15 protein-coding genes and 1 pseudogene are annotated in these 25,263 nt (G+C 67.0%); 4 read left to right on the forward strand and 12 right to left on the reverse strand.

Annotation, left to right across the window (positions count from 1 at the left end):
• Positions 1 to 126 precede the first annotated feature (126 nt).
• The 4 genes from tuf to rpsL all read right to left on the reverse strand — a co-directional run bounded on the left by tuf (position 127) and on the right by rpsL (position 4,485).
• The gene (tuf, locus tag AC07NS_RS16540; RefSeq protein ID WP_101719590.1) at positions 127 to 1,317 is read right to left on the reverse strand and encodes an elongation factor Tu; all 1,191 of its coding nucleotides are present in this window, start codon (positions 1,315 to 1,317) and stop codon (positions 127 to 129) included.
• A 118-nt stretch (positions 1,318 to 1,435) separates the two neighbouring features.
• Positions 1,436 to 3,514 (reverse strand): elongation factor G, encoded by a 2,079-nt coding sequence (gene fusA, locus AC07NS_RS16545; RefSeq protein ID WP_494604964.1) that lies wholly within the window; start codon positions 3,512 to 3,514, stop codon positions 1,436 to 1,438.
• A 114-nt stretch (positions 3,515 to 3,628) separates the two neighbouring features.
• Positions 3,629 to 4,102 carry a 30S ribosomal protein S7 gene (rpsG, locus tag AC07NS_RS16550; protein ID WP_058350130.1) on the reverse strand — a complete coding sequence of 158 codons (474 nt, stop codon included), beginning with the start codon at positions 4,100 to 4,102 and terminating at the stop codon, positions 3,629 to 3,631.
• Positions 4,103 to 4,113: 11 nt separating this feature from the next.
• Entirely contained in the window at positions 4,114 to 4,485 is a 372-nt protein-coding gene (gene rpsL, locus AC07NS_RS16555; RefSeq protein WP_058350131.1) for a 30S ribosomal protein S12, read from the reverse strand.
• 343 nt (positions 4,486 to 4,828) lie between these two features.
• Between rpsL and AC07NS_RS16560 the strand changes: the two genes are divergently transcribed.
• Positions 4,829 to 5,551, forward strand: a complete 723-nt coding sequence (locus tag AC07NS_RS16560) for a hypothetical protein (RefSeq protein ID WP_494604966.1) — start codon at positions 4,829 to 4,831, stop codon at positions 5,549 to 5,551.
• A gap of 4 nt (positions 5,552 to 5,555) precedes the next feature.
• Here the strand turns inward: AC07NS_RS16560 and AC07NS_RS16565 are convergent, their stop codons facing one another.
• From AC07NS_RS16565 to rpoB, 5 genes are all read right to left on the reverse strand, one after another.
• Positions 5,556 to 7,550, reverse strand: coding sequence for an alpha/beta hydrolase family protein (locus AC07NS_RS16565; RefSeq protein WP_494604968.1), 1,995 nt, complete (start codon positions 7,548 to 7,550; stop codon positions 5,556 to 5,558).
• 121 nt (positions 7,551 to 7,671) lie between these two features.
• On the reverse strand, positions 7,672 to 9,468 hold the full coding sequence (locus AC07NS_RS16570) for a methyl-accepting chemotaxis protein (protein WP_494604970.1): 1,797 nt from the start codon (positions 9,466 to 9,468) through the stop codon (positions 7,672 to 7,674).
• A 118-nt stretch (positions 9,469 to 9,586) separates the two neighbouring features.
• On the reverse strand, positions 9,587 to 10,111 hold the full coding sequence (locus AC07NS_RS16575) for a hypothetical protein (RefSeq protein WP_494604972.1): 525 nt from the start codon (positions 10,109 to 10,111) through the stop codon (positions 9,587 to 9,589).
• 121 nt (positions 10,112 to 10,232) lie between these two features.
• Positions 10,233 to 14,423: a DNA-directed RNA polymerase subunit beta' gene (gene rpoC / locus AC07NS_RS16580; RefSeq protein ID WP_494604973.1), complete on the reverse strand. Its 4,191-nt coding sequence runs from the start codon at positions 14,421 to 14,423 to the stop codon at positions 10,233 to 10,235.
• 99 nt (positions 14,424 to 14,522) lie between these two features.
• Entirely contained in the window at positions 14,523 to 18,593 is a 4,071-nt protein-coding gene (gene rpoB / locus AC07NS_RS16585; RefSeq protein ID WP_494604975.1) for a DNA-directed RNA polymerase subunit beta, read from the reverse strand.
• Positions 18,594 to 18,947: 354 nt separating this feature from the next.
• Between rpoB and AC07NS_RS16590 the strand changes: the two genes are divergently transcribed.
• Together AC07NS_RS16590 and AC07NS_RS16595 are read left to right on the forward strand one after the other, a co-directional pair.
• Positions 18,948 to 20,657, forward strand: a complete 1,710-nt coding sequence (locus AC07NS_RS16590; protein WP_494604976.1) for a tetratricopeptide repeat protein — start codon at positions 18,948 to 18,950, stop codon at positions 20,655 to 20,657.
• A 40-nt stretch (positions 20,658 to 20,697) separates the two neighbouring features.
• Positions 20,698 to 20,805: pseudogene (locus AC07NS_RS16595) on the forward strand (hypothetical protein); the annotation flags it as partial.
• A gap of 77 nt (positions 20,806 to 20,882) precedes the next feature.
• Here AC07NS_RS16595 and AC07NS_RS16600 read toward each other — a convergent pair.
• From AC07NS_RS16600 to rplJ, 3 genes are all read right to left on the reverse strand, one after another.
• Complete coding sequence (locus AC07NS_RS16600; protein WP_494604978.1) at positions 20,883 to 23,237, reverse strand: glycoside hydrolase family 31 protein; 2,355 nt, start codon at positions 23,235 to 23,237, stop codon at positions 20,883 to 20,885.
• Between the two features lie 329 nt (positions 23,238 to 23,566).
• Positions 23,567 to 23,947, reverse strand: coding sequence for a 50S ribosomal protein L7/L12 (rplL, locus tag AC07NS_RS16605; protein WP_110117852.1), 381 nt, complete (start codon positions 23,945 to 23,947; stop codon positions 23,567 to 23,569).
• Between the two features lie 46 nt (positions 23,948 to 23,993).
• Positions 23,994 to 24,512 carry a 50S ribosomal protein L10 gene (rplJ, locus tag AC07NS_RS16610; protein ID WP_494604979.1) on the reverse strand — a complete coding sequence of 173 codons (519 nt, stop codon included), beginning with the start codon at positions 24,510 to 24,512 and terminating at the stop codon, positions 23,994 to 23,996.
• A gap of 373 nt (positions 24,513 to 24,885) precedes the next feature.
• On the opposite strand from rplJ, the gene AC07NS_RS16615 reads away from it, so the two are divergent.
• Positions 24,886 to 25,263, forward strand: a complete 378-nt coding sequence (locus AC07NS_RS16615; RefSeq protein ID WP_494604981.1) for a VOC family protein — start codon at positions 24,886 to 24,888, stop codon at positions 25,261 to 25,263.

A 25,263-nucleotide genomic window follows, 5' to 3' on the forward strand; every position in this document is an offset into this window, starting at 1 on the left:
AGGCCCCGGAGTTTCCTCCGGGGCCTTCGCTTTGTCAGCCGAAGCTAAGAAGCGTCGATTACTCGACGATCTTGGCGTACCAGAAGCGCATGCGCTTCTGGTCACTAAGCATGGTCGTGAAAATCGTTATTCAACGATTTTCGCGACGACGCCGGCGCCGACGGTGCGGCCGCCTTCACGGATGGCGAAGCGGAGCTTCTCTTCCATGGCGATCGGGGTGATCAGCTCGACGTCCAGCTCGGCGTTGTCGCCCGGCATGATCATTTCCACGCCTTCGCGCAGCTTGATGATCCCGGTCACGTCCGTGGTGCGGAAGTAGAACTGCGGGCGGTAGTTGGTGAAGAACGGGGTGTGACGGCCGCCTTCTTCCTTGGTGAGGATGTAGGCCTCGGCCACGAACTTGGTGTGCGGGGTGATCGAACCCGGCTTGCACAGCACCTGGCCGCGCTCGACGTCTTCGCGCTTGGTGCCGCGCAGCAGCACGCCCACGTTGTCGCCGGCTTGACCTTGGTCGAGCAGCTTGCGGAACATTTCGACGCCCGTGCAGGTCGTCTTCTGGACCGGACGGATGCCGACGATTTCGACTTCTTCACCGACCTTCACGATGCCGCGCTCGACGCGACCGGTGACCACGGTGCCGCGGCCCGAGATCGAGAACACGTCTTCGACCGGCATCAGGAAGGCCTGGTCGATCGGGCGTTCCGGCTGCGGGATGTAGGCGTCGACCGAAGCCATCAGCTCGAGGATCTTCTCTTCGCCGATGTTGGCGTCGCGGTTTTCCACGGCGGCCAGGGCCGAACCCTTGGTGATCGGAATGTCGTCGCCCGGGAACTGGTACGAGCTCAGCAGCTCGCGCACTTCCATTTCGACGAGCTCGAGCAGCTCTTCGTCGTCGACCATGTCGACCTTGTTCATGAACACGACCAGAGCCGGCACGCCGACCTGACGGGCCAGCAGGATGTGCTCGCGGGTCTGCGGCATCGGGCCGTCGGCGGCCGACACGACCAGGATCGCGCCGTCCATCTGGGCCGCGCCCGTGATCATGTTCTTCACGTAGTCGGCGTGGCCGGGGCAGTCGACGTGAGCGTAGTGACGGTTGGCCGTCTCGTACTCGACGTGAGCCGTGTTGATCGTGATGCCGCGGGCCTTTTCTTCCGGCGCGGCGTCGATGTCGGCGTAGTTCTTGGCGGTCGCGCCGCCCGACTTCGCCAGCGTGATCGTGATCGCGGCCGTCAGCGTCGTCTTGCCATGGTCAACGTGACCGATGGTGCCGATGTTGCAGTGCGGCTTATTACGTTCGAACTTTTCCTTGGCCATCTTCTTAGCTCCAGGACCCCAGAGGGGCCGTTGGTTGAACTTCTGGGGTTTGGGCGGGCGGATCCCAAAAGGACCCGCCCTACTCTTCCGCTAAACGTGTCGTCCGGGGACGAAACGCTTAGGCGTACTTCTTGATCACTTCGTCGGCGACGTGCTGCGGCACCGGCTCGTAGTGATCGTAGACCATGCTGAACTGGGCGCGGCCTTGCGACATGCCCCGCAGGGTGTTCACGTAACCGAACATGTTGGCCAGCGGAACGAAGGCGTTCACGACCGTCGCGTTGCCGCGCATGTCTTGACCCTGGATCATGCCGCGACGGCTGTTCAGGTCGCCGATGACCGAACCCAGGTACTCTTCCGGGGTCACGACCTCGACCTTCATGATCGGCTCGAGCAGCTTCGGGTTGCCCTTCTCGCGCAGTTCCTTGAAGGCGGCGCGCGAGGCGATTTCGAAGGCCAGGACCGACGAGTCGACGTCGTGGTACTTGCCGTCCGTCAGGGTCGCCTTGAAGTCGATCAGCGGGAAGCCGGCCAGCAGGCCGTTGTCCTTGACCGATTCCAGGCCCTTCTGGACGCCCGGGATGTATTCCTTCGGCACGGCGCCGCCGACGATGGCCGACTCGAACACGAAGCCCGAACCCGGCTCGCCCGGCTCGAAGGTGATCATGACGCGGGCGAACTGGCCCGTACCACCGGTCTGCTTCTTGTGGGTGTAGTCGATGTCGACCTTGCGGCCCAGCGATTCACGATAGGCAACCTGCGGCGCGCCGATGTTGGCTTCGACCTTGTAGGTCCGCTTCAGGATGTCGATCTTGATGTCCAGGTGCAGTTCGCCCATGCCCTTCAGGATCGTCTGACCGCTTTCGAAGTCGGTCGAGACGGTGAAGGACGGATCTTCGGCGGCCAGCTTCTGCAGGGCGACGCCCAGCTTTTCCTGGTCGGCCTTCGACTTGGGCTCGACGGCGATTTCGATGACGGGCGCCGGGAATTCCATGCGCTCCAGGATCACCGGCGACTTCAGCGGATCGCACAGGGTGTCGCCCGTGCGGGTTTCCTTGAGGCCGGCCAGGGCGACGATGTCGCCGGCGTAGGCTTCCTTGATGTCTTCGCGGTTGTTGGAGTGCATGAGCAGCATGCGGCCGACCCGCTCGCGCTTGTCGCGCGTCGAGTTCAGCAGGCTCATGCCGGTTTCCATCTTGCCCGAGTACAGGCGGCAGAAGGTCAGCGAACCGACGAAGGGGTCGTCCATGATCTTGAACGCCAGCACCGACAGGGGCTCTTCGTCAGAGGCCTTGCGGGTGATTTCTTCTTCGGTCTTGAAGTCGATGCCCTTGGTCGGCGGGATGTCCAGCGGCGACGGCAGGTAGTCGACGACGGCGTCCAGCAGGGGCTGCACGCCCTTGTTCTTGAAGGCCGAGCCGCAGAGGATCGGGTAGAACGCGCCGTTCAGAACGGCCTTGCGGATGCACTTCTTGATGGTTTCTTCCGAGGGCTCTTCGCCGCCCAGATAGGCTTCCATCGCGTCGTCATCGAGTTCGACGGCGTTCTCGACCAGATAGGCGCGGGCTTCCACGGCCTTGTCCAGCAGGTCGGCCGGGATTTCTTCGTCGCGGTACGAAGCGCCGAGGCCGTCGTTGTCCCAGACCACGGCCTTCATGCGGACCAGGTCCACGAGGCCCTTCAGGTTCGACTCCGAACCGATCGGGAATTGGATCGGCACGGCCTTGGCGCCGAGGCGGTCGCGGATCGACTCGACCGACTTGTCGAAGTCGGCGCCGATCTTGTCCATCTTGTTGACGAACACGATCCGCGGAACCTTGTACTTGTCGGCCTGGCGCCAGACGGTTTCGGTCTGCGGCTCGACGCCGGCGTTACCGTCCAGCACCGTCACGGCGCCGTCGAGAACGCGCAGCGAGCGCTCGACTTCGATGGTGAAGTCGACGTGCCCGGGGGTGTCGATGATGTTGAGGCGCTTGTCGTTCCAGAAAGCGGTCGTCGCGGCCGACGTGATCGTGATGCCGCGCTCTTGCTCCTGCTCCATCCAGTCCATGGTGGCGGCGCCGTCGTGGACTTCGCCGATCTTGTGGGACTTACCGGTGTAATACAGGATCCGCTCGGTCGTCGTCGTCTTGCCCGCGTCGATGTGGGCCATGATGCCGAAGTTGCGGTAGTCTTCGATTTTATGCGTGCGGGGCATAGCGATCGCTCTGCGAAACGGGGCGGCCCTGGACGGACACGACCGGGATTAAACGTGCGGCGCGGGCGGTTTATCTCAAACCGCCCGCGCCTGAAAGAGTGCTGGTAAGAAAGCTTACCAGCGGTAGTGCGAGAAGGCCCGGTTGGCTTCAGCCATCTTGTGGGTGTCTTCGCGCTTCTTCACGGCGGTGCCGCGGTTGTTCGAAGCGTCGAGCAGCTCACCAGCCAGCTTTTCCGTCATGGTGTTCTCACCACGCTTGCGCGCGGCGGTCACCAGCCAACGGATGGCCAGGGCGCGGCGACGGTCCGGACGGACCTCGACCGGCACTTGGTACGTGGCGCCGCCGACGCGGCGCGAACGGACTTCGATCGCCGGGGCGACGTTGTCCAGGGCGGAGTGGAAGGTTTCAAGCGGACCTTGGTCCTTGCGCTTGGCTTCCAGGATGTCGAAAGCGCCGTAGATGATGTTTTCGGCTACGGCTTTCTTACCTTCATACATCACGTAGTTCATGAACTTCGTGACAATCAGGTCCCCGAACTTCGGATCCGGCAGAACCTGACGCTTCTCGGCGCGACGGCGACGGGACATTCTTCTTTTCCTTACTTCGGACGCTTGGCGCCGTAGAGCGAACGACGCTGCTTACGATCCTTGACCCCTTGGGTGTCGAGGACGCCGCGCAGGATGTGATAACGGACGCCGGGCAAGTCCTTGACGCGGCCGCCGCGGATGAGCACCACCGAGTGCTCCTGCAGGTTGTGGCCTTCGCCCGGGATGTAGCACACGGCTTCGATGCCGGTGGTCAGACGGACCTTGGCGACCTTACGCAGAGCCGAGTTCGGCTTCTTCGGGGTCGTCGTGTAGACGCGGGTGCAGACGCCGCGACGTTGGGGGCAGCCCTTCAGGGCGGGCACCTTGTTCCGGACCGGCTTCGGAGAGCGCGGCTTGCGGATGAGCTGGTTGACGGTAGGCATTAAGTCTCTGCTCTGATGGAAGCGTGTGCCTTTCGGCCGAGGCGCTTCAGGGTCCTTGTTGTTCTTCTTTCCGGCTTCAAGGCTCCGGTTGGAGACCCGATAAACACGAAACTCGCCGGGACGCGGAAAGCGTTCCGGCGGGCCTGCCGTCGGTTTATGGACGGACGCTCATCAGGACGGGCGCAAGACCCACCTCGAAAAGAGCGCGGAACCTACTCGCGAAGGCGCTCCACGTCAATCGCCGGCTTCCGCGTCGGTTAATGGAGCGTTTAGAGGGCCACGCTTTCGCCATAGGCGATCGCCAGCCTCGCTTCACAACCCGCCCTTGCTTGCCGAGTCATTCGTGGTCCAAGCCGCCGCGCCGTCCATAACACGCCTGCTGGATCAACGGAGCGAACCCAGGCGCGACAAGCGGTTCTGGGCGCTGGCCGGCGGTTCGGCGGCGCTGCACCTGCTGGTCCTGGCCTGGCTGGCCCTGCCCGTGCGGGCGGTGTTCCCCGACCTGGACGCGACATCGACGGTGACCATCGACCTGGTCAATCCGACCCCGCGCGAGAGGCCCCGCGAGGCGCTGGCGACCCCGGCGGCCGCACCGTCGTCGCCCCTGGCGAATCCGCGCGAAGCCCGACGTCCGGCCCCGGCGGGAATCGCCCCCTCCCCCTTCGTGGCGGCGCCGGCGACGGACGCGCGCGGGCGTGGGAACGCCGAGCATCCGGCGCCCCTGCCCGCCGCCCAGCCCGGCGGCGACGCCCGGACGGCCCTGCGCGGCAGCGGGACCGGCTGCGCCAACGCCCGCGCCGTGGGCCTCAACCGGCGCGAGGAGGAGCGCTGCGACGAACGCTGGGGCGAGGCCGCCCGCAAGGCCCCGGAATACGCCGCCCCCATCGAGGCGGCCAAGCGCGCCGGCTTCGACCAGCAGGCCGCTCGCCAGGAGGCCGACCGCCGCTATCGGGAGTCGCCCATGGGCATGGGCGTCGACCATCGCAGCCGTGACGGCCTAGGCAAGATGAAGGAGATACCCCTGGGCCTGCCAGGCACGGACGCCCTGGGCAGGCCCAAGAACTAGAGCCTCAGCCCGCCGGCTTGACCGGCAGGTTCTGCGCCAGGAAGGCCTCGACCTCCTCCAGCATCTTGGTCCGGGTGGCCGAGGTGGAGAGGTAGTGGTCGTCGCCTTCGAGCACGACGCTGCGCACCGGGCGGCCGGCGGCCGTCAGGGCGTCGCGCATGCGCTCGGACTGGGCCGGGGCGACGGTGGTGTCCTGGTCGCCCCAGACCAGCAGCACCGGCGGCGTGGCCTTGCTGACCTGGCGGGCCGGCGAGATCGAGGTCAGGGCGGCGGGATCCTTGAAGGTCGTGCCCATCTGGCTGCGCCAGTAGCGCAGGCTGTCGGAGGCGCCGCCATAGGCGGTGACCGTCTCGCCCAGCATCTGCGGCAGGTCGGAAACGCCGTTGACCGACACCGCGCAGCGATAGGCGGTCGGGTTCAGCGTCGCCCCGGCCAGGGCCGAATAGCCGCCGAAGCTGGCCCCGACGATGCAGACGCGAGCCGGATCGACCACGCCGTCCTTCGCCATCTGGGCGACGCCGTCCAGCAGGTCGGTCTGGATCTTGCCGCCCCACTCGCGCTCGCCGGCCTTCTCGAAGGTCTTGCCGAAGCCGGACGAGCCGCGGAACTGCGGCTGCAGCACCGCATAGCCGCGCGTGGCCAGGAACTGCGCCCACCAGTCGAAGCCGTAGCCGTCGCGCGAGGCCGGGCCGCCGTGCGGCAGGACGATCAGAGGCAGCTTGCCACCTTCGGGCGGCGCGCCCGGCGGCAAAGTCAGATAGGCCGGAATCTCCAGGCCGTCGCGGGCCTTGTAGGTCAGCCAGCGGGTCTGGCCCAGCGGCGCATCCTTCAGCTCCGGATAGGCCTCGCCGAGCGGAGAGATCTCCTTGCGGGCCTTGTCGAACAGGTACCAGACGGGCGGCGAGCCGGGCGAGGCCACGCGGGCCACGAAGCGCACGCGATCGCGCGACCAGCCGGTCAGCGACACGTCCTGGCCCTTGAAGGCGCGGCTCAGGGCGCCGTGAACGGCCCCGACCTGCGGGTCCAGCCATTCGTAGACCGGCCGCTCGCGACCCGAGACGATCGCCACCGGCGTGGTCAGGGCCGGATCCCAGACCAGGCCGATGTCGGAACCCTGGATCGGCTTTCCACGCGGCGTGGTCACGCCGTCGGCCAGGCCGATCCGCACGACCTGAGCGCCGCCGTCGGGCGCGGCCTGCACCATGTAGACGGCGTCCTCGGCGTCGGAATAGCCGAGATAGGTGCGGATATCCTCTTCGCTGTCGGTGGCGACCAGCGTGCGCCAGTTCCGCTGGCCCTTGGCGCGCACCAGTAGCTTGAAGTCGTGCCTGAGCATGTCCTGGTCGATGCGCACGCGCGCCTCGCCGGCCCGGTCGACGTCCCAGGTGGTGGTGTCGGGCGAGCCGCGCTCGGCGATCTCGCCGCGGCCCTTGACCACGTCGGCGCGGAACAGGGTTTGGACCAGCGGATTGACCGCTTCCTTGCGGACCAGCCGGGTGCCGAGATTGCCCTCGGGCGTGGGGATGTAGTCGAGCCCCTGCACCAGGACCTTGGGCTTGTCGCCCTCGACGACGCCGAGCACGGGCTGGCTGATGGCGTAGGCCGAGGCGGTCTCGCCCTCGAGCAGGCTGCTGACGATCTTGCCCTTGGCGTCGACGACGAGGTTGCGCTCGAACCGGTAGGCGTTGCGCGCGCCGACGCGCTTCCAGATGGCGGTGCGGACCAGGGCGTAGTCCTCGCCGACCCAGCGCACGCCGACGGTCTGGATGTCGCCCAGGGCGAGGACGGCTTCGCCCGCCTGGTCGATGGTCGCGAAGCGGACCGTGCGCGCGGCCGGCGCCCCGCCGAGGATGGCCAGCTTGTCGCCGGCCGGCGACATCGACACGGTCTGCACGGCCGGCAACCGGCCGAAAGCCGAGGCGGGCGGCGTCTGCGCGCTCGCGGTCTGCCCCAAGGCCGCCAGAACCGCGGCCACGCCCCACACGATACGCTTCGTCATACGCCCCAACGCCCCGACAGAGATTACTCGCCCCGGGCGACATGCGCGGGAGCGGTCGCACTCAGAGCGAGTAGCCAGCGCGCCGTCAAGCGCAAGGTGAAGCTTTATCGCCCTCTCGGGCTCAACCGGCCCGGCGGAGCGACGCCGAGGCCGGGGTGGTGCGGAAGCGGGCGACCAGGCCCGACAGCTCGTCGGCGGCCGAGACGAGGTTGCGGCTGTCGCCGGCCGAGCGGCTGATCAGGGCGGCGTTGCGCTGGGCGCCCTGGTCCATCTGGTTGACGGCGGTGTTGACCTGCGAGAGGCCCGCCGACTGCTCCTGGGCGCCGGCGGCGATCTCGCTGACGATGCCGTCGATGGCCTCGACCTGGGCGACGATCTTCTGCAGGGCCTCGCCGGTGCGGCCGACCAGCTTCACCCCGGCTTCCACCTGGCGGGCGGAGTCGGCGATATGGACCTTGATCTCCTTGGCCGCTTCGGCCGAGCGCTGGGCCAGGGCCCGGACTTCCTGGGCGACGACGGCGAAGCCCTTGCCGGCATCCCCCGCCCGCGCCGCTTCGACCCCGGCGTTGAGGGCCAGGAGGTTGGTCTGGAAGGCGATCTCGTCGATCACGCCGACGATCTGGCCGACCTGGCGGGACGAGGCCTCGACGCCGCCGATGGCGGCGATGGTGTCCTGGACGACGGCGCGCGAACGGCCGGCCTCGGCCTGGGCTTCGCGGACGGCCTCGTGGGCGCCGCGGGCGCCCTCGGCGGTGCGACGGACGGTGACGGTGACTTCGTCCAGAGCCGCGGCGGTCTCTTCCAGGCTGGCGGCCTGCTGCTCGGTGCGGTCGGAGATGTCGGACGAGGCGTCGGCGATGCTGCCGGCCCCGGTGTTGAGGGCGCCGACGGCGTCGACCACGGCGGTCATGGCCGTCTCCAGGCGCTCGACGGCCTGGTTGAAGTCGCGGCGCAGGCCCTCGTAGTCGTGGGCGAAGGGCTGGTCGAGGCGGACGGTCAGGTCGCCGTTCGACAGGCGCTCCAGGCCCTGGGCCAGGCTGTCGACGACAACGCCCTGATCGCGGGCGGCGCGGGCGTCGCGGGCCTGGGCGGCGGCGCGTTCGGCCTCGCTCTGGTCGCGGTGGCTGGCGGCGTCGGCCTCGATGCGCTGCTTGGCCTCGGCGTCGTCGCGGAAGGCATGGACGGCGTCGGCCATCAGGCCGATGTCGTCGCGACGGCCGGCGAACGGCAGGGCCACCGACAGGTCGCCCTTCATCAGCCGGGCCATGGCCTCGCGCAGGGTCTTCAGCGGCGACAGCTGGCGACGGACCGTCAGGACCGAGGCGACGCCGCCGGCCAGGCCCAGCACCAGACCGGCCGCGCCCAGCCAGGCCAGCTGGCGATAGACGGGGCCGAAATAGTCGGCCTTGGGCACGCCGACGAACATCACGCCGATCACCTGGCCCGAGGCGTCCTTGATCGGGTCGTAGGCGACGAAGTAGTCGCGCTTGAGGATCTGGGTCTCGCCGCGATAGGCCTCGCCGCGGCCGAGCACGGCGTCATAGACCGGCCCCTTGGCCAGGGTGGTGCCGACCGCGCGCGAGCCGTCGGGCTTCTCGACATTGGTGGTGATGCGGGTGTCGCCCATGAACACGGTGGCGACACCGCCGGCCAGGGCCTTGACCCGATCGACGCCGGCCAGGTCGCCGTTCAGGGCGTGGTCGCCGACGAACAGCTGGTCGCCTTCGCGACGGAACGCCTGGCCCTGGCGGCCGATGACGTCCCAGGCCACGCGCATGCTGGTTTCCTGCTGCGCCACGGCCTGGCGCTTGGCGAAGCCGAGGGAGCTCCAGGCGACGACGCCCAGCAGGCCGGCCAGCAGGACGGCGAAGGCGGCGGCGATGGTCAGGCTGACCTTGGTGGAAATATCCGAGCGCATGGGGTCCGGGCGAAGGGAAGGAATTTGCCCTGTTCTCGCCCGACCCGACTGAAATTTCATTTAACGCGCTGAAATAACGCGAGTCTTTTTACATTCCCGCGTTCCATTCGAGGTTGCGTCAGGCCGCTGGCGTGGCCTTGGCCGTCGGCGTGGTCAGGGCGCCGTTGCAATAGCGCTTCCAGGCCCGCCAGTAGCGCGGATCCAGATGGGCGCAGCCGGCCTGGGTGATCGCCACCTCGGCGTCGTACCAGTCGGTCTTCGGCTCATCCATGTACTTGAGGACCAGGGCCGGGCACTGCTTGCGAGCCTTGGGCGAGAGGTTGTCGCCGGCGCGGTGGATGATGTAGCCGGCCGCGCCCGGCGTCTTGACCGCGATCATGCCGGTCCAGGCCTGTTCGGGCTCGGCGGCGTCGACGCACAGGGCCTTGCCGCGCTCGGACTGGCTGATCACCGGGTTGCGGAACATCACCACCTCGGGACGTTCGAAGCTCTTGGCGATCTTGCCCGTGGTCTCATCGACGAAGGCCTTGTCGGCGGCGGCGGCGAAGTCGTCGGAGGGCTTGGGCTCGGGAACCGGCTTGGGCGCGCAGGCGGCCATGGACAGCGCCACGCACGCGGCGGCGAACCAAAGCTTACGAACCATCGACGTCCCCCGACGCTGCGCCCGCCCCTGCCCTGGGGCGCGGACCCAAAAACAAAAGAGCGGCCGGGTTTCCCCGACCGCTCCTTGTCTAGCACAACCTGTAAGGTCGTCGACCCGCCGATTACTCGGCGTCGGAGAGCGCGATTTCCGCCGGCAGCGGCTCCATCGCCTCTTCGCGCTGCTGGGCCAGCTGCTCGTCGCGCTTGGCGGCGACGCGCTGCAGGCTGCGCAGGTAGGAACCCGTACCAGCGGGGATCAGGCGACCCACGATGACGTTTTCCTTCAGGCCTTCCAGGGTGTCGGTCTTGCCGTGCACCGAGGCTTCGGTCAGGACGCGGGTCGTTTCCTGGAACGACGCGGCCGAGATGAAGCTCTTGGTCTGCAGCGAGGCCTTGGTGATGCCGAGCAGCACCGGCTGGGTCACAGCCGGACGGCCGCCACGGGCGATCGCCTTGTCCTGTTCCTTGTCGAAGTCCGGCTTATCGAGGTGGTCGCCCTTGATAAGGCCGGTGTCGCCGGGCTCGAGGATCTCGACCTTCTGCAGCATCTGACGAACGATCGTCTCGATGTGCTTGTCGTTGATCGGCACGCCCTGCAGACGATAGACTTCCTGGATCTCGTCGACGAGGAAGTTGGCCAGGGCCTCGACGCCCAGGATGCGCAGGATGTCGTGCGGATCCGGGTTGCCGTCGATGATGTACTCGCCGCGCGTGATGAAGTCGCCATCATGCACCGCGATGTGCTTGCCCTTCGGGATCAGGAACTCGACCGCTTCGCCCTGGTTGCCGTCGGCGTCGACGTCCGGGGTGATCTTGATGCGGCGCTTGTTCTTGTAATCCTTGCCGAATTCGACACGGCCGTCCATTTCCGCGATGACCGCGCAGTCCTTCGGACGGCGGGCTTCGAAGAGTTCGGCGACGCGCGGCAGACCACCGGTGATGTCCCGGGTCTTGGCGCCTTCGGTCGGGATACGGGCGATGACCTCACCCGGCTTCACTTCGTCGCCGTCGGCCACCGAGAGAATGGCGCCGACCGACAGGAGGTAACGAGCCTCGCCGCCGTTCGACAGACGCTTGTAGCTGCCGTCCTCGGCCAGCACGCCCATGGCCGGACGCAGGTCCGAACCGCGGGCCGACGCGCGCCAGTCGGCGATGACGCGCTGGGCGATGCCCGTCGCTTCGTCGACTTCCTCGCGGACCGAGAAGCCGTCCACCAGGTCTTCGGCGCGGATGCGGCCGCCGACTTCGGTGATGATCGGCGTGGTGTAGGGGTCCCAGTCGGCCAGGCGCTGGCCGCGCTTCACGGTGTCGCCGTCCTTGATCTTCAGGCGAGCGCCGTACGGCGGCTTGTAGTTCTCGCGTTCCTTGCCGTCGACCAGCACGCTCACCGAGGTGTTGCGGCTCATCACGACCAGGGCGCCGTCGGAAGCGACGACCGTGGCGCCGCTGACGCGCGCGACACCGTCGTTGCTGCTTTCGAAGAACGACTGCTCGGCCACCTGGGCGGTGCCGCCGATGTGGAACGTACGCATGGTCAGCTGCGTGCCCGGCTCACCGATCGACTGGGCGGCGATGACGCCGACAGCTTCACCGATGTTGACCGGGGTGCCGCGGGCCAGGTCGCGGCCGTAGCAGGCGCCGCAGACGCCGATCTTGGCTTCGCAGGTCAGGACCGAGCGGACCTTCACCGACTGGACAGCCGCCGCCTCGATGGCGTCGGCCATGTTCTCGTCGATGTAGGTGTCGGCCGGAGCGACCAGCTCGCCGGTCGCCGGATCCTTGACGTCCTCGGCCGTGAAGCGGCCCAGGACGCGGGTGCCCAGCGAGACCAGCACGTCGCCGCCTTCGACCACGGCGCGCAGGGTGATGCCCTTCGTGGTGCCGCAGTCTTCCTCGACGATGATGCAGTCCTGCGCGACGTCGACCAGACGACGGGTCAGGTAACCCGAGTTGGCGGTCTTCAGCGCGGTGTCGGCCAGACCCTTACGGGCGCCGTGGGTGGAGTTGAAGTACTCCTGAACGGTCAGGCCTTCCTTGAAGTTCGAGACGATCGGGGTCTCGATGATCTCGCCGGAGGGCTTGGCCATCAGGCCGCGCATGCCGCCCAGCTGCTTCATCTGGGCTTGCGAACCACGGGCGCCGGAGTGGGCCATCATGTAGATGGCGTTGATTTCCTTCTCGCGGCCGTTCTCGTCCTTATGCTTGGTCTGCAGCTCGGCCATCATCTCGTCGGCGACGCGATCGGTGGCCTTGGCCCAGGCGTCGACGACCTTGTTGTACTTCTCACCCTTGGTGATCAGACCGTCGGCGTACTGCTGCTCATATTCCTCGGCCAGGGCGCGCGTCTCGGCGACGATCGCTTCCTTGCGCTTCGGAATGATGATGTCGTCCTTGCCGAACGAGATGCCGGCCTTGGCGGCTTCCTTGAAGCCCAGGCCCATGACCTGGTCGGCGAAGATCACCGTCGCCTTCTGACCGCAGTGGCGGTAGACGATGTCGATGAGGTTGCCGATTTCCTTCTTGGTCAGCGCCTTCTCGATCAGTCGGTGACCGATAGCGGGGTGGCGCGGCAGCAGGGCGGCGATCTTCATGCGGCCCGGGGTGGTGTCGATCACGCGGCGGCGAGCCACGCCATCGGCGTCCACTTCGGTGAAGCGCGACTTGATCTTGGCGTGCAGCGACACGACGCCGGCGTCCATGGCCGCTTCGATTTCGCCGAGATCCGAGAAGATCTTGCCTTCGCCCGGCTCACCTTCGCGAGCGACCGACAGGTAGTACAGACCCAGGACGATGTCCTGCGACGGCACGATGATCGGGCGACCGTTGGCGGGCGACAGGATGTTGTTGGTCGACATCATCAGGACGCGCGCTTCCAGCTGAGCTTCCAGGCTCAGCGGGACGTGCACGGCCATCTGGTCGCCGTCGAAGTCGGCGTTGAACGCGGCGCAGACCAGCGGGTGCAGCTGGATGGCCTTGCCCTCGATCAGCTTCGGCTCGAACGCCTGGATGCCCAGACGGTGGAGCGTCGGGGCGCGGTTCAGCAGCACCGGGTGCTCGCGGATCACCTCTTCGAGGATGTCCCACACCTGGGGCTGTTCGCGCTCGACCATGCGCTTGGACTGCTTGACGGTGCCCGACAGGCCCTTGGCGTCCAGGCGCGCATAGATGAACGGCTTGAACAGCTCGAGCGCCATCTTCTTGGGCAGGCCGCACTCGTGCAGCTTCAGGTCCGGACCCACGACGATGACCGAACGGCCCGAGTAGTCGACGCGCTTGCCGAGCAGGTTCTGACGGAAGCGGCCTTGCTTGCCCTTCAGCATGTCGGCCAGCGACTTCAGCGGACGCTTGTTGGCGCCCGTGATGACGCGACCGCGACGGCCGTTGTCGAACAGGGCGTCGACCGACTCCTGCAGCATCCGCTTTTCGTTGCGGATGATGATGTCGGGCGCGCGCAGCTCGATCAGGCGCTTCAGGCGGTTGTTACGGTTGATGACCCGGCGATAGAGGTCGTTCAGGTCCGACGTGGCGAAGCGGCCGCCGTCCAGCGGCACCAGCGGACGCAGTTCCGGCGGGATGACCGGAACGACCGTCAGCACCATCCATTCGGGACGGTTGCCCGACTCCTGGAAGGCTTCCAGGATCTTCAGGCGCTTGCTGAACTTCTTCTGCTTCATGTCCGACACGGTGCCGGCCAGTTCCTCGCGCAGACGCTCGGCCTCTTTTTCGAGGTCGATCGCCTTGAGCAGGTTCTGGACGGCCTCGGCGCCGATCTCGGCGGTGAAGCTGTCGTCGCCGTACTCGTCCTGAGCGCGGATGTAGTCGTCTTCCGACAGCAGCTGGTGCTGCTTCAGCGGGGTCAGGCCCGGCTCGGTGACGATGTAGTATTCGAAGTACAGGACTCGCTCGATGTCCTTCAGCGGCATGTCGAGCATCATGGCGATGCGCGAGGGCAGCGACTTCAGGAACCAGATGTGGGCGACCGGCGAGGCCAGCTCGATGTGGCCCATGCGCTCACGGCGAACGCGGGCGAGGGTGACTTCCACGCCGCACTTTTCGCAGATGATGCCCTTGTACTTCATGCGCTTGTACTTGCCGCACAGGCATTCGTAGTCCTTGGTCGGGCCAAAGATACGGGCGCAGAACAGGCCGTCACGCTCGGGCTTGAACGTGCGGTAGTTGATGGTCTCGGGCTTCTTGATCTCGCCGAACGACCACGAACGGATCTTTTCCGGCGAGGCGAGCGAGATGCGGATCTGGTCGAAGGTCGGCGTGGCCTGGACCGGATTGAAGATGTTCAGGACTTCCTGGTTCATCTTGGTTCCTTCTGCGGGACTACCCGCGAAAATTCTAAGTCAGAGAGCGGCTGAAGAGGGCCCCTCCCCCGCGTTTCGCGCGAGGGAGGGAGATCCGGATCAGCTGTTCTCCAGCTCGACGTTCAGGCCGAGCGAGCGCATTTCCTTGACCAGCACGTTGAAGCTTTCCGGGATACCGGCTTCGAACGTGTCGTCGCCGCGGACGATCGACTCGTAGACCTTGGTCCGGCCGGCCACGTCGTCGGACTTCACCGTCAGCATTTCCTGCAGGGTGTAGGCCGCGCCGTAGGCTTCCAGAGCCCACACTTCCATTTCCCCGAAGCGCTGACCGCCGAACTGGGCCTTGCCGCCCAGCGGCTGCTGGGTGACCAGCGAGTACGGACCGATCGAACGGGCGTGGATCTTGTCGTCGACCAGGTGGTGCAGCTTCAGCATGTAGATGTAGCCGACCGTGACCGGACGCTTGAACTGCTCGCCGGTGGTGCCGTCGAACAGGATCGACTGACCCGACGCGTTGACGCCGGCCATTTCGAGATGGCTCTCGATGTCTTCGATCCGGGCGCCGTCGAACACCGGGGTGGCGATCGGAACGCCCTTGCCCAGGTTCTTGGCCAGCTCGACCAGGTCTTCCTCGGTGTCCGGCAGCTCTTCGTCCGGGCCATAGACGTCACGCAGACGTTTGACCAGGGCGTCCTTCTGGCCGCCGTGCTGCCAGTCCTCGAGCAGACCGGTGATCTGCTTGCCGAGGTTGGCGCAGGCCCAGCCCAGGTGGGTTTCGAAGATCTGACCGACGTTCATGCGCGAAGGCACGCCCAGCGGGTTCAGCACGAGGTCCACGTGGGTGCCGTCGGCGAGGAACGGCATGTCCTCGATCGGCAGGATGCGCGAGATGACGCCCTTGTTGCCGTGACGGCCGGCCATCTTGTCGCCCGGCTGAAGCTTGCGCTTCACGGCCACGAAGACCTTGACCATCTTCATGACGCCCGGGGGCAGTTCGTCGCCGCGCTGCAGCTTGTCGACCTTGTCTTCGAAACGACGGTCGAGGCGCTTGCGGTTCTCGTCGAACAGACGGCGCAGGCTTTCCAGTTCGCCCATCGCCTTCTCGTCGTCGAGCGCGATCTGCCACCACAGGCCCGAGGCCACTGAAGCAAGACCTTCAGCGGTGATCTCGCCGCGCGACAGGCCCTTGGGGCCCGACAGAGCGTTCTTGCCGATCAGCAGGTCCTTCAGGCGACCCGAGATGTTGCGGTTCAGGATCGCGAACTCGTCGTCGCGGTCCTTGCCCAGACGGTCGATTTCCGAGCGTTCGATCGCCAGGGCGCGTTCGTCCTTGTCGACGCCGTGACGGTTGAACACGCGCACGTCGACGATCGTGCCGGCGACGCCCGGGGGCAGGCGTAGGCTGGTGTCGCGGACGTCCGAAGCCTTCTCGCCGAAGATGGCGCGCAGCAGCTTCTCTTCCGGAGTCATCGGGCTTTCGCCCTTCGGCGTCACCTTGCCGACCAGGATGTCGCCCGGCTGGACTTCGGCGCCGATGGCCACGATGCCGGCTTCGTCGAGGTTGCGCAGGGCTTCCTCGCCGACGTTCGGGATGTCGCGGGTGATTTCTTCCGGACCGAGCTTGGTGTCGCGGGCCATGACTTCGAATTCCTCGATATGGATCGAGGTGAAGACGTCGTCACGGACGATGCGCTCGGAGATCAGGATCGAGTCTTCGAAGTTGTAGCCGTTCCAGGGCATGAACGCGACGAGCGCGTTGCGGCCCAGGGCCAGTTCGCCCAGCTCCGTCGACGGACCGTCGGCGATGATGTCGCCGGCGCTGATCTTGTCGCCCACGCGAACCAGCGGACGCTGGTTGATGCAGGTCGACTGGTTCGAGCGCTGGAACTTCGACATCCGGTAGATGTCGACGCCCGAGCGGGCCGCGTCGGTTTCTTCGGTGGCGCGCACGACGATACGGGTGCCGTCGATCTGCTCGACGACGCCGGTGCGCTTGGCGATGACCACGGCGCCCGAGTCACGAGCCACGACCGCTTCCATGCCGGTGCCCACGAGCGGGGCGTCCGACTGGACGAGCGGCACGGCCTGACGCTGCATGTTCGAACCCATGAGGGCGCGGTTGGCGTCGTCGTTTTCGAGGAACGGGATCAGGGCGGCGGCCACCGACACGACTTGGCGCGGCGACACGTCCATCAGGTCCACCGTCTCCTTTTGCAGGAGGGTCGGTTCGCCGTTGATGCGGCCCGGAACCAGGTCTTCCACGATCTCGCCGCTGTCGACCTTGATGTTCGACTGGGCGATGACGTGCTTCGACTCTTCCATGGCCGACATGTAGACGACTTCGTCCATCGGCTTGCCGTCCTTCACGCGACGGTACGGGCTCTCGATGAAGCCGTACTTGTTCACGCGGGCGTGGGTGGCGAGCGAGTTGATCAGACCGATGTTCGGGCCTTCCGGCGTTTCAATCGGGCAGATCCGGCCGTAGTGGGTCGGGTGAACGTCGCGGACTTCGAAGCCGGCGCGTTCGCGGGTCAGACCGCCCGGGCCGAGGGCCGAGAGACGACGCTTGTGGGTGATTTCCGACAGCGGGTTCGTCTGGTCCATGAACTGCGACAGCTGCGAGGAGCCGAAGAATTCACGCACCGCAGCAGCGGCGGGCTTCGCGTTGATCAGGTCGTGCGGCATGACGGTGTCGATATCGACCGACGACATGCGTTCCTTGATCGCCCGTTCCATGCGGAGCAGGCCGACGCGGTATTGGTTTTCCAGCAGTTCGCCGACCGAACGAACCCGGCGGTTGCCGAGGTTGTCGATGTCGTCGATTTCGCCGCGGCCGTCGCGCAGGCCGACCAGCAGCTTCAGCACGGCCAGGACGTCTTCCTTGCGCAGGACGCGGACTTCGTCCGAGACTTCCTGCTCGAGGCGCATGTTCATCTTCACGCGGCCGACCGACGACAGGTCGTAGCGCTCGGCGTCGAAGAACAGCGACTTGAACATCGCTTCGGCGGCTTCGACGGTCGGCGGCTCGCCCGGACGCATGACGCGGTAGATGTCGAACAGCGCGTCTTCGCGGACGGCGTTCTTGTCCACGCGCAGGGTGTTGCGCATGTAGGCGCCGACCGTGACGTGGTCGATGTCGAGCACGTCGATGGTGTCGAAGCCTTGGTCGGCCAGGGCCTGGATCGTCGGGACGTCCAGCTCGTCGCCGGCTTCGGCGTAGATCTCGCCGGTCTCGAAGTTGACGGCGTCGCGGGCCAGGTAGCGGCCGGTCAGGGCTTCCGGACCGAGCAGCAGGGTCTTGAGGCCGTTGTCGGCGAACTTCTTGGCGTTGCGGGCGCTGATCTTGGTGCCGGCCGGGGCGATTTCCTCACCCGTGTCGGCGTCGACCAGGGCGACTTCCGGCTTCACGCCGCGCCAACGCTCGGCCTTGTACGGGGTGGCCCAGCCGCCGGCGCGCTTTTCGAACGGGACGACGTCGTAGAACGTGGTCAGGATCTCTTCGCCGTCCATGCCCAGGGCATAGAGGAAGGTCGTGGCCGGCAGCTTGCGGCGGCGGTCGATGCGGACGTAGACGATGTCCTTGGCGTCGAACTCGAAGTCGAGCCACGAGCCGCGGTACGGGATCACGCGGGCGGCGAACAGCAGCTTGCCCGAGGCGTGGGTCTTGCCCTTGTCGTGGTCGAAGAACACGCCGGGCGAGCGGTGCATCTGCGAGACGATGACGCGCTCGGTGCCGTTGACGATGAAGGTGCCCTTGTCGGTCATGAGCGGGATGTCGCCCATGTAGACGTCCTGCTCCTTGATGTCCTTGACGGAGCGGGCGCCGGTTTCTTCTTCGGTTTCGAACACGATCAGGCGCAGCTTGACCTTCAGCGGCGCGGCGAAGGTCATGTCGCGCTGAATGCACTCTTCAACGTCGTACTTCGGCTCTTCGAACTCGTACGAGACGTATTCGAGCACGGCGCGCTCGTTGAAGTCCTTGATCGGGAACACCGACTTGAAGACCGCCTCGACGCCTTCGTCGCGACGCTGGCCCGGACGGACCTCGCGCTGAAGGAACTGCTCGTAGGAGGAGCGCTGAACCTCGATGAGGTTCGGCATCTGCACAGCTTCGGGGATGCGGCCGAACGACTTCCGGATCCGCTTCTTGCCGGTGAAGGATTGCGCCATGTTTTTTCCCTGCGGCGCGGACGGAATCCGCGCGTGAATTCGAATGCCTCGGCGTCCACCCTCGCCGCTCCCCTGGTCGGAGAGCGTCGGACGCTGGAATTCCCCTAGCGAGCGACCGGGACCGGAAGCTCGATGGGCGCCCCTTCGCGCGTATCTGAGGGCGGTTGATCGCGCCTCGGGGCGTTGAAGAGCGGACGTGCGTGGAAGCACTCCGCCGAAATGTCTTCGTGAACGGGCGGATATAGGGGATCGAAACGAGGATGGAAAGGGGGAAATAGCGCCCCATCCGACGGCGTCGCTTCGTTTCAGCAGGGATACGCCCGCTCAGCCCCCTTTCGGGGACGAAGGATCGCCATGCCCGCCGCCGCCCTGCCGTCCCTCAAGCGTCCTTCCCCGCTCGACGCCTCGACCACGCTGGTCTCGCCGATGCAGCGGATCGCCGACCGGATCGACGAGGTTTCGCCGGTTCCCCGCAAGCTGATGATCGCCGCCGGTTCCGACCTGGCGGCCGGCGATTTCCAGGCCGCCGAGAAGAAGGCCATGGCCGCCGCCCCGCACGGCGGGCCGCTGGCCCTGCGGCTGCTGGGCTTCGTCTACGAACGCGCCGGCGCGCTGCCCAAGGCCTTCACCGCCTTCCAGGCCGCCCATCGCCTGGCCCCGGCCGACGTCGACGGCGTGCGCGACCTGGCGCGGCTGGCCCGGCGGCTGGGCCAGCCGGACATGGCGGCCGAACTGCTGCTGCGGGTGCGCGCGGCCGCCCCGGGCGACCTGGCCGACGCTCAGGACCTGGCGTCCGCCCTGCGCGACCTCGACCGCTTCGACGACGCCCTCGAGGTGGTGCGCGAGGCCATGGCCCTGGCGCCGGAGGATCCGAACCTCTGGAGCCTGCTGGGCTCGATCGCCACCCAGCGCGGCGACGACGGGGACGCCGCGGTGTTCCACGACGAGGCCGCGCGCCTGGGTCCGCGCGAGGTTCCCGTGCTGGCCAACGCCGCCATCGCCAGGCTGGACGTCGGCGACGCGGCCGGCGCCCTGGCCGCCTGCGACGCGGCCCTGGCCGCCGCCCCGACCCCACCCCAGGCCGCCTCGGTGCGCATGACCCGGGCCTTCGCCCAGCTGTGCCTGGGCGACCTCACCGGCGGCTGGGCCGACTACGCCGCCCGCCTGGCGCTGGAACGCCGCGAGGCCATGGCCTTCGACATTCCCGGCGAGCGCTGGACGCCGGCCCGGCCGCTGCGCGGACTTTCGCTGCTGCTGGTCGGCGAGCAGGGGCTTGGCGACGAGGTGCTGTTCGGCTCGATGCTGCCCGACCTGCTGACCGCGCTGGGTCCCGCCGGCCGGCTGAGCCTGGCGGTGGAGCCGCGCCTGGTCTCGCTGTTCGCCCGCGCCTTCCCCGGCGTGCGAGTGGTCGCCCACGTCGGCACGAGCCTGGCCGGCCGCGTGACCCGCCGCGTCCCGGACGCCGGCGACCATGACGCCTGGGCCCCGATGGGCGCCCTGCTGTCGCTGCTGCGGCCGACGACCGATCGCTTCGCCCCGCGCGCCTTCCTGTCGCCGGATCCCGATCGGCTGGCGCACTGGAAGGACTGGCTGGCCAGCCTGGGGCCCGGCCGCAAGGTCGGCTTCATGTGGCGCAGCCGGCTGATGGGCGGCCTGCGCAACCGCCGCTTCGCCCCGTTCGAGGCCTGGACGCCGGTGCTGCGCACGCCGGGCGCGGTGTTCGTCAATCTGCAGTACGCCGAGCCCGGGCCGGAGCTGGCCCGCGCCGCCGCGCAGGGGCTGGAGATCCACGAGCCGCCGGGTCTCGACCTGATGCAGGACCTGGAAGGCGTCACGGCCCTGACCTGCGCGCTGGACATGATGATCGGTCCGATGACCGCGACCAGCAACCTGGCCGCCGCCTGCGGCGTCGAGACCTGGATCCTCGCCTCCAACCCGCTCTGGCCGCTGCTGGGGACGGGCGGCTGCCCCTGGTACCCCAACGTTCGGACCTTCGCGCCGGAGGGGGCGGATGACTGGGTACCGAGGCTGGAAGAGGTGGCGGGGGCGTTGGGGGAGCGGTAGGCGACGGGCTCGCTCCCTCTCCCATAGGGAGAGGGTCGGGGTGAGGGGTTACGGCGTTTGACGGAGCGCCGGCACATCGTCCGACCTCGTAACCCCTCACCCTCCCACCGCTGCGCGGCGGGCCCCTCCCTCTCCCTCTGGGAGAGGGGCTTATGAGCGCCGCCGCAGTTCCGGCCACAACCCAAGAAAAAGGGGAGGACGTTTCCGCCCTCCCCTCTTCGTCTCTTACTTCACCACCTGGACCGCGGCCTGGGCCTGAGCCGCCAGGGCCTTGTCGCCGGTGGCGGTGAGCTTGCCAGCCTTGTCGTCCCAGCGCAGCTTGACCGTCTTGCCGACGCCCTTCTCGTAGGCGTTGGTCACGCCGTCGTCGTCATAGAGCGAGAACTCGGCGTCGCGGCCCGGCCAGACCTTCACGGCCTGGATGGCCTGGGGCTGGCTGGTGTTGAGGATCGGCGCGCCCATCGGGACGATCGAACCGGCGCGGACGAACAGCGGGATGGTGTCGATCGGGGCCTTCACGCGGATCGTCTGGCCGCCCGTGTACTTCTGGTTGGTCCAGTAGTCGTACCAGTCGGCGCCAGCCGGCAGGTAGACGTCGCGCTCGGTGACGCCCTGGTCGGTGACCGGAGCTACCAGGAAGGCCGGGCCGAACATGTACTGGTCGCCGATGTTGGCCACCTTCGGGTCGTTCGGGAAGTCCATGAACAGGCCGCGCATGAAGGGCGCGCCGGTGTCGTAGGTCGTCTTGCCCATGGAATAGAGGTACGGCATCAGCGCGTAGCGCAGCTTGACGTACTTGGTCAGGACGCCTTCGGCCTCCTTGCCGAACGACCACAGCTCGGTCTCCTTGCGCATGCCGTGCACGCGCAGGGTCGGGGTGAAGACGCCGTACTGGAACCAGCGGGTGAAGAGCTCCGGGTAGTCGTTGTTCTGGCCGACCACGGCGCGGGCGTCCGACGGGTCGAGCAGCGGCGGCTTGGTCGCCGTCGTGGTCTGCGGCAGCCACTGCCAGCCGCCGATGTCGTTGCCCCAGTAGGCCAGACCCGAAGCGGTGAAGTTCAGGCCGGTCGGCACCTGGCGCTTGAGCACTTCCCAGGTCGGCGAGATGTCGGACGACCAGAACAGCGAGCCGTTGCGCTGGGCGCCGGTGTAGGCGGCGCGGGCCAGGATCAGGTTGCGCTTGTCGGGACGGTCGCGGCGCGAGCCGTCGGCGGCCAGCTGGGTGTGCATCAGCGGGAAGGCGTTGCGGACGCGGTCGCCCGTGCCGGCGTGGAAGTAGTAGCCCGACGGCACCAGGTCCGGCTCGGTCTCGTCCAGCCACAGCCAGTCGAAGCCCTGCGAGAGGATGTTGTCGCGGATCTTGCCCCAGAACCAGTCGCGGGCCTCGGGATTGGTGGTGTCGATCAGGGCGCCGGTGCGGTCGCTGCGGAACGGCAGGCCGTCGACGACCTTGCCGTCGGCGTCCTTCAGGAAATAGCCCTTGTCGGCCATGTAGTTGAAGTAGCGGCCTTCCTGCTCGAAGCGGGGCCACACGCTGATGATGGTCTGCACGCCGCGATCGTGCAGCGTCTTGTTCATGCCCTTGGGGTCGGGGAAGGCGGTCGGGTCGATGTCGATCTGGCCCATCCGCGTCCAGTGGAACCAGTCGAGCACCATGATGTCGAGCGGCAGGCCGCGCTTCTGGTAGCCGTCGGCCACGGCCATGAACTCGGCCTGGGTCTCGTAGCGGGCCTTGGACTGGATGTAGCCGAAGGCGGCCTTGGGCGGCAGCGGGGTGACGCCGGTCAGGGCGCGGTAGCCGGCGTAGATCTCGTCGGTGGTCTTTCCGGTGATGACGAAGAACGACACGCGCTCGCCGACGTTGGACTGCCACAGGGTGCGGCCGTTGACGCCCGGATAGATCTTGGTGGCCGACGGGTTGTCCCAGAGGATGCCGTAGCCCTTGCTGGTCACCAGGAACGGCACGCAGACCGTCTCGCCGTGCGGGGCGTCGTAGTCGTGCTTGCAGTCGATGGTGCGGCCGCGCAGGTCGAGCGCGCCTTCCGACTCCTGGTTCTGGCCCAGGCCGTAGAAGTGCTCGTCGGCCGTGGTCGAGAAGGTGGCGCCGGCGCGGTAGGTCTTCTCGCCGCTGACGACGTGGGGCGACAGCTCCCAGCCGTTCATGTCGACCAGCGAGGTGCCGTCGGCCTTGCGGACCTTGATCGAGACCGGCGGCAGCGAGGGAGCGAAATAGCGCTCCTGCAGGCTGGGGGCGCCCGGCCAAGGCTGGGCGACGACTTCCAGCGACAGCTCCGAAGAGGTGAAGACGTCGGCGCCGGCCTTCTGGTCGTGGCGCCAGCCCTTGTCGCTGGGCGCGCCGTTGATCCCGTATCCCGGGGCGGCCTTGGCCAGATCCTTGTCCTGGCTGATGGTCACGCGGATGACGTTGGGGGCGTAGGTCTCGACCGAGACGTAGGAACCGTTGCGGTCGACCGTGGTGGTCGGGGCGGCGACCGCGAGGTTCGCGGCGGCGCTCAGCGCCAGACCCGAAACCAATCCCAGGGCCAGGGCGCGTCGACGCGCACCGTTCAGCCAAGCCATGCGATTTCCTCCACTAAGTTACCGCTATCATTTCCTGATGCTGGCGTAGTGGCGGGCGCGGCGAAGGTCAAGGCAAGGGTGTGATTGATGGGAGGAATGGACTCCCGGAATCCTTCTCCCCTTGCGGGAGAAGGTGGCGGCCGAAGGCCGACGGATGAGGGGTCGCCCGGGCGGTTCTGAGAGACCCCTCACCCGACCTCGCTTCGCGAGGCCACCCTCTCCCGCAAGGGGAGAGGGGTTAGAATCGAAAACGGGCCCGGAGGTTTCCCTCCGGGCCCGTCTCGTAAGGTCATGAAGACCAGATCCGCGTCAGGCGACGCGGAACCGGATTACTTCACTTGGACCTTGGCGCCGGCTTCGGTCAGCTTCTTGGCGACTTCGTCGGCCTGCTGCTTCGAAACGTTTTCGACGACGTTCTGCGGAACGCCTTCGACCAGGTCCTTGGCTTCCTTCAGGCCGAGGTCCGGACGGACGCCGCGGACTTCCTTGATGACGTTGATCTTCTTGTCGCCACCGTCCAGCAGGACGACGGTGAATTCGGTTTGCTCTTCAGCGGCTTCAACCGGAGCAGCAGCGCCACCGACGGCGGCGACGGCGACCGGAGCGGCGGCCGAGACGCCCCACTTTTCTTCCAGCAGCTTCGAGAGTTCAGCGGCTTCCAGCACCGACAGGGTGGACAGTTCTTCGACCAGCTTTTCGAGCTTCGACATGTGTCAGTTCCTTAGAGAGATTGGGATAGATTTGCGGGGATGACCGTTACGCGGCGTCTTTGGTCGCGTAGGCGTTGAAAACGCGAGCCAGCTGACCAGCCGGGGCCTGCAGGACGCCAGCGATCTTGGTCGCCGGAGCCTGGATGAGGCCGATGAGCTTGCCACGCAGTTCGTCCAGCGACGGCAGGGTCGCCAGAGCACGCACGCCGGCTTCGTCGAGCACGTTGGTCTGGTCCAGAACGCCACCGACAATCTTGAGCTTGTCGTTTTCTTTGGCGAACTGCACCGCGATCTTCGCGGCCGAGACGGCGTCCGGGCCGAAGGCGATGGCGACCGGACCGGTGAAGAGCGTGTCGCCCTTTTCACCGAGCTTGCCGTCCAGGGCCTTCAGAGCCAGGGTGTTCTTCACAACCTTGATCGCGGCGCCTTCCTTGCGGAGGCGAAGACGAAGGTCGGTCATTTCCGCAACGGTCAGACCCGTATAGTGGGTCACGACGACAGCGCCGGCATCGGCGAAGACGCTTTTCAGCGACTCGATCGATTCCTGCTTTTGAGCGCGGTCCATTGCGGTCTCCTACTCAGTTGCAGGCGGCCGGACCATTCCGGCAGCCAGATGCTCGTCCCATGCGGAATTGCTCCCGCGCGCGAGTTGCATCAGCCTGTTCCAAGGAAAGTCGGCCGCGCACCTGACTCGGGCAAAGCCGCGAGAGAGGAGATCTTGGCGTCTCTATCCCTGTCTCCCGACGGCGAGGAAGGGCTCTTCCTCGATTATGGCGCTGGTGACCCCGCGCCCCGCAGTTCTCAAACAGGTTCGCCGCCGAACCGGAGTCCAGCGGAGAGGCGGGCCGTATAGAGGAGTTTCCGGCGGAAGGCAACCGGGTGTCGGAACGAGCGCGCCTCGCACGTCTTCATGGAGACGAACGCGAAGGAGCCACGCCATGCTGGGCCAGATCGACGCCTCCCCCACCCTGCCGGTCAAGGACCTGGCGAGAGCCCGTCTGTTCTACGAGGACGTGCTGGGCCTCACCGCCGAAGGCGACGGCGCCATGGGCGTGCAGAGCTACCGCGCCGGCGCGGTCGTGCTGACGGTGTACGAGTCCGAGTTCGCCGGGACCAACCAGGGCACGGCCGTGACCTGGCCCCTGGGCGGGCGCTTCGACACCGCGATCGAGGCCTTGAGAGCCAAGGGCGTCGCCTTCGAGACCTACGACATGCCGGGCCTGAGCGTGAAGGACGGCGTGCACGAGGTCGACGGCATGAAGCTGGCCTGGTTCAAGGATCCGGACGGCAACATCCATCACGTCGGGAGCTTCTGA

Source organism: Caulobacter sp. GW821-FHT10A10 (assembly GCF_059415745.1).

Coding starts and splice junctions, on each gene's coding strand:
- AC07NS_RS16590 (WP_494604976.1), top strand. CDS start 18,948: ATGCCCGCCGCCGCCCTGCCGTCCCTCAAGCGTCCTTCCCCGCTCGAC.
- rplL (WP_110117852.1), bottom strand. CDS start 23,947: ATGTCGAAGCTCGAAAAGCTGGTCGAAGAACTGTCCACCCTGTCGGTG.
- rpoC (WP_494604973.1), bottom strand. CDS start 14,423: ATGAACCAGGAAGTCCTGAACATCTTCAATCCGGTCCAGGCCACGCCG.
- rpsL (WP_058350131.1), bottom strand. CDS start 4,485: ATGCCTACCGTCAACCAGCTCATCCGCAAGCCGCGCTCTCCGAAGCCG.
- fusA (WP_494604964.1), bottom strand. CDS start 3,514: ATGCCCCGCACGCATAAAATCGAAGACTACCGCAACTTCGGCATCATG.
- rpoB (WP_494604975.1), bottom strand. CDS start 18,593: ATGGCGCAATCCTTCACCGGCAAGAAGCGGATCCGGAAGTCGTTCGGC.
- AC07NS_RS16615 (WP_494604981.1), top strand. CDS start 24,886: ATGCTGGGCCAGATCGACGCCTCCCCCACCCTGCCGGTCAAGGACCTG.
- rplJ (WP_494604979.1), bottom strand. CDS start 24,512: ATGGACCGCGCTCAAAAGCAGGAATCGATCGAGTCGCTGAAAAGCGTC.
- rpsG (WP_058350130.1), bottom strand. CDS start 4,102: ATGTCCCGTCGCCGTCGCGCCGAGAAGCGTCAGGTTCTGCCGGATCCG.
- AC07NS_RS16565 (WP_494604968.1), bottom strand. CDS start 7,550: ATGACGAAGCGTATCGTGTGGGGCGTGGCCGCGGTTCTGGCGGCCTTG.
- AC07NS_RS16600 (WP_494604978.1), bottom strand. CDS start 23,237: ATGGCTTGGCTGAACGGTGCGCGTCGACGCGCCCTGGCCCTGGGATTG.
- AC07NS_RS16570 (WP_494604970.1), bottom strand. CDS start 9,468: ATGCGCTCGGATATTTCCACCAAGGTCAGCCTGACCATCGCCGCCGCC.
- tuf (WP_101719590.1), bottom strand. CDS start 1,317: ATGGCCAAGGAAAAGTTCGAACGTAATAAGCCGCACTGCAACATCGGC.
- AC07NS_RS16575 (WP_494604972.1), bottom strand. CDS start 10,111: ATGGTTCGTAAGCTTTGGTTCGCCGCCGCGTGCGTGGCGCTGTCCATG.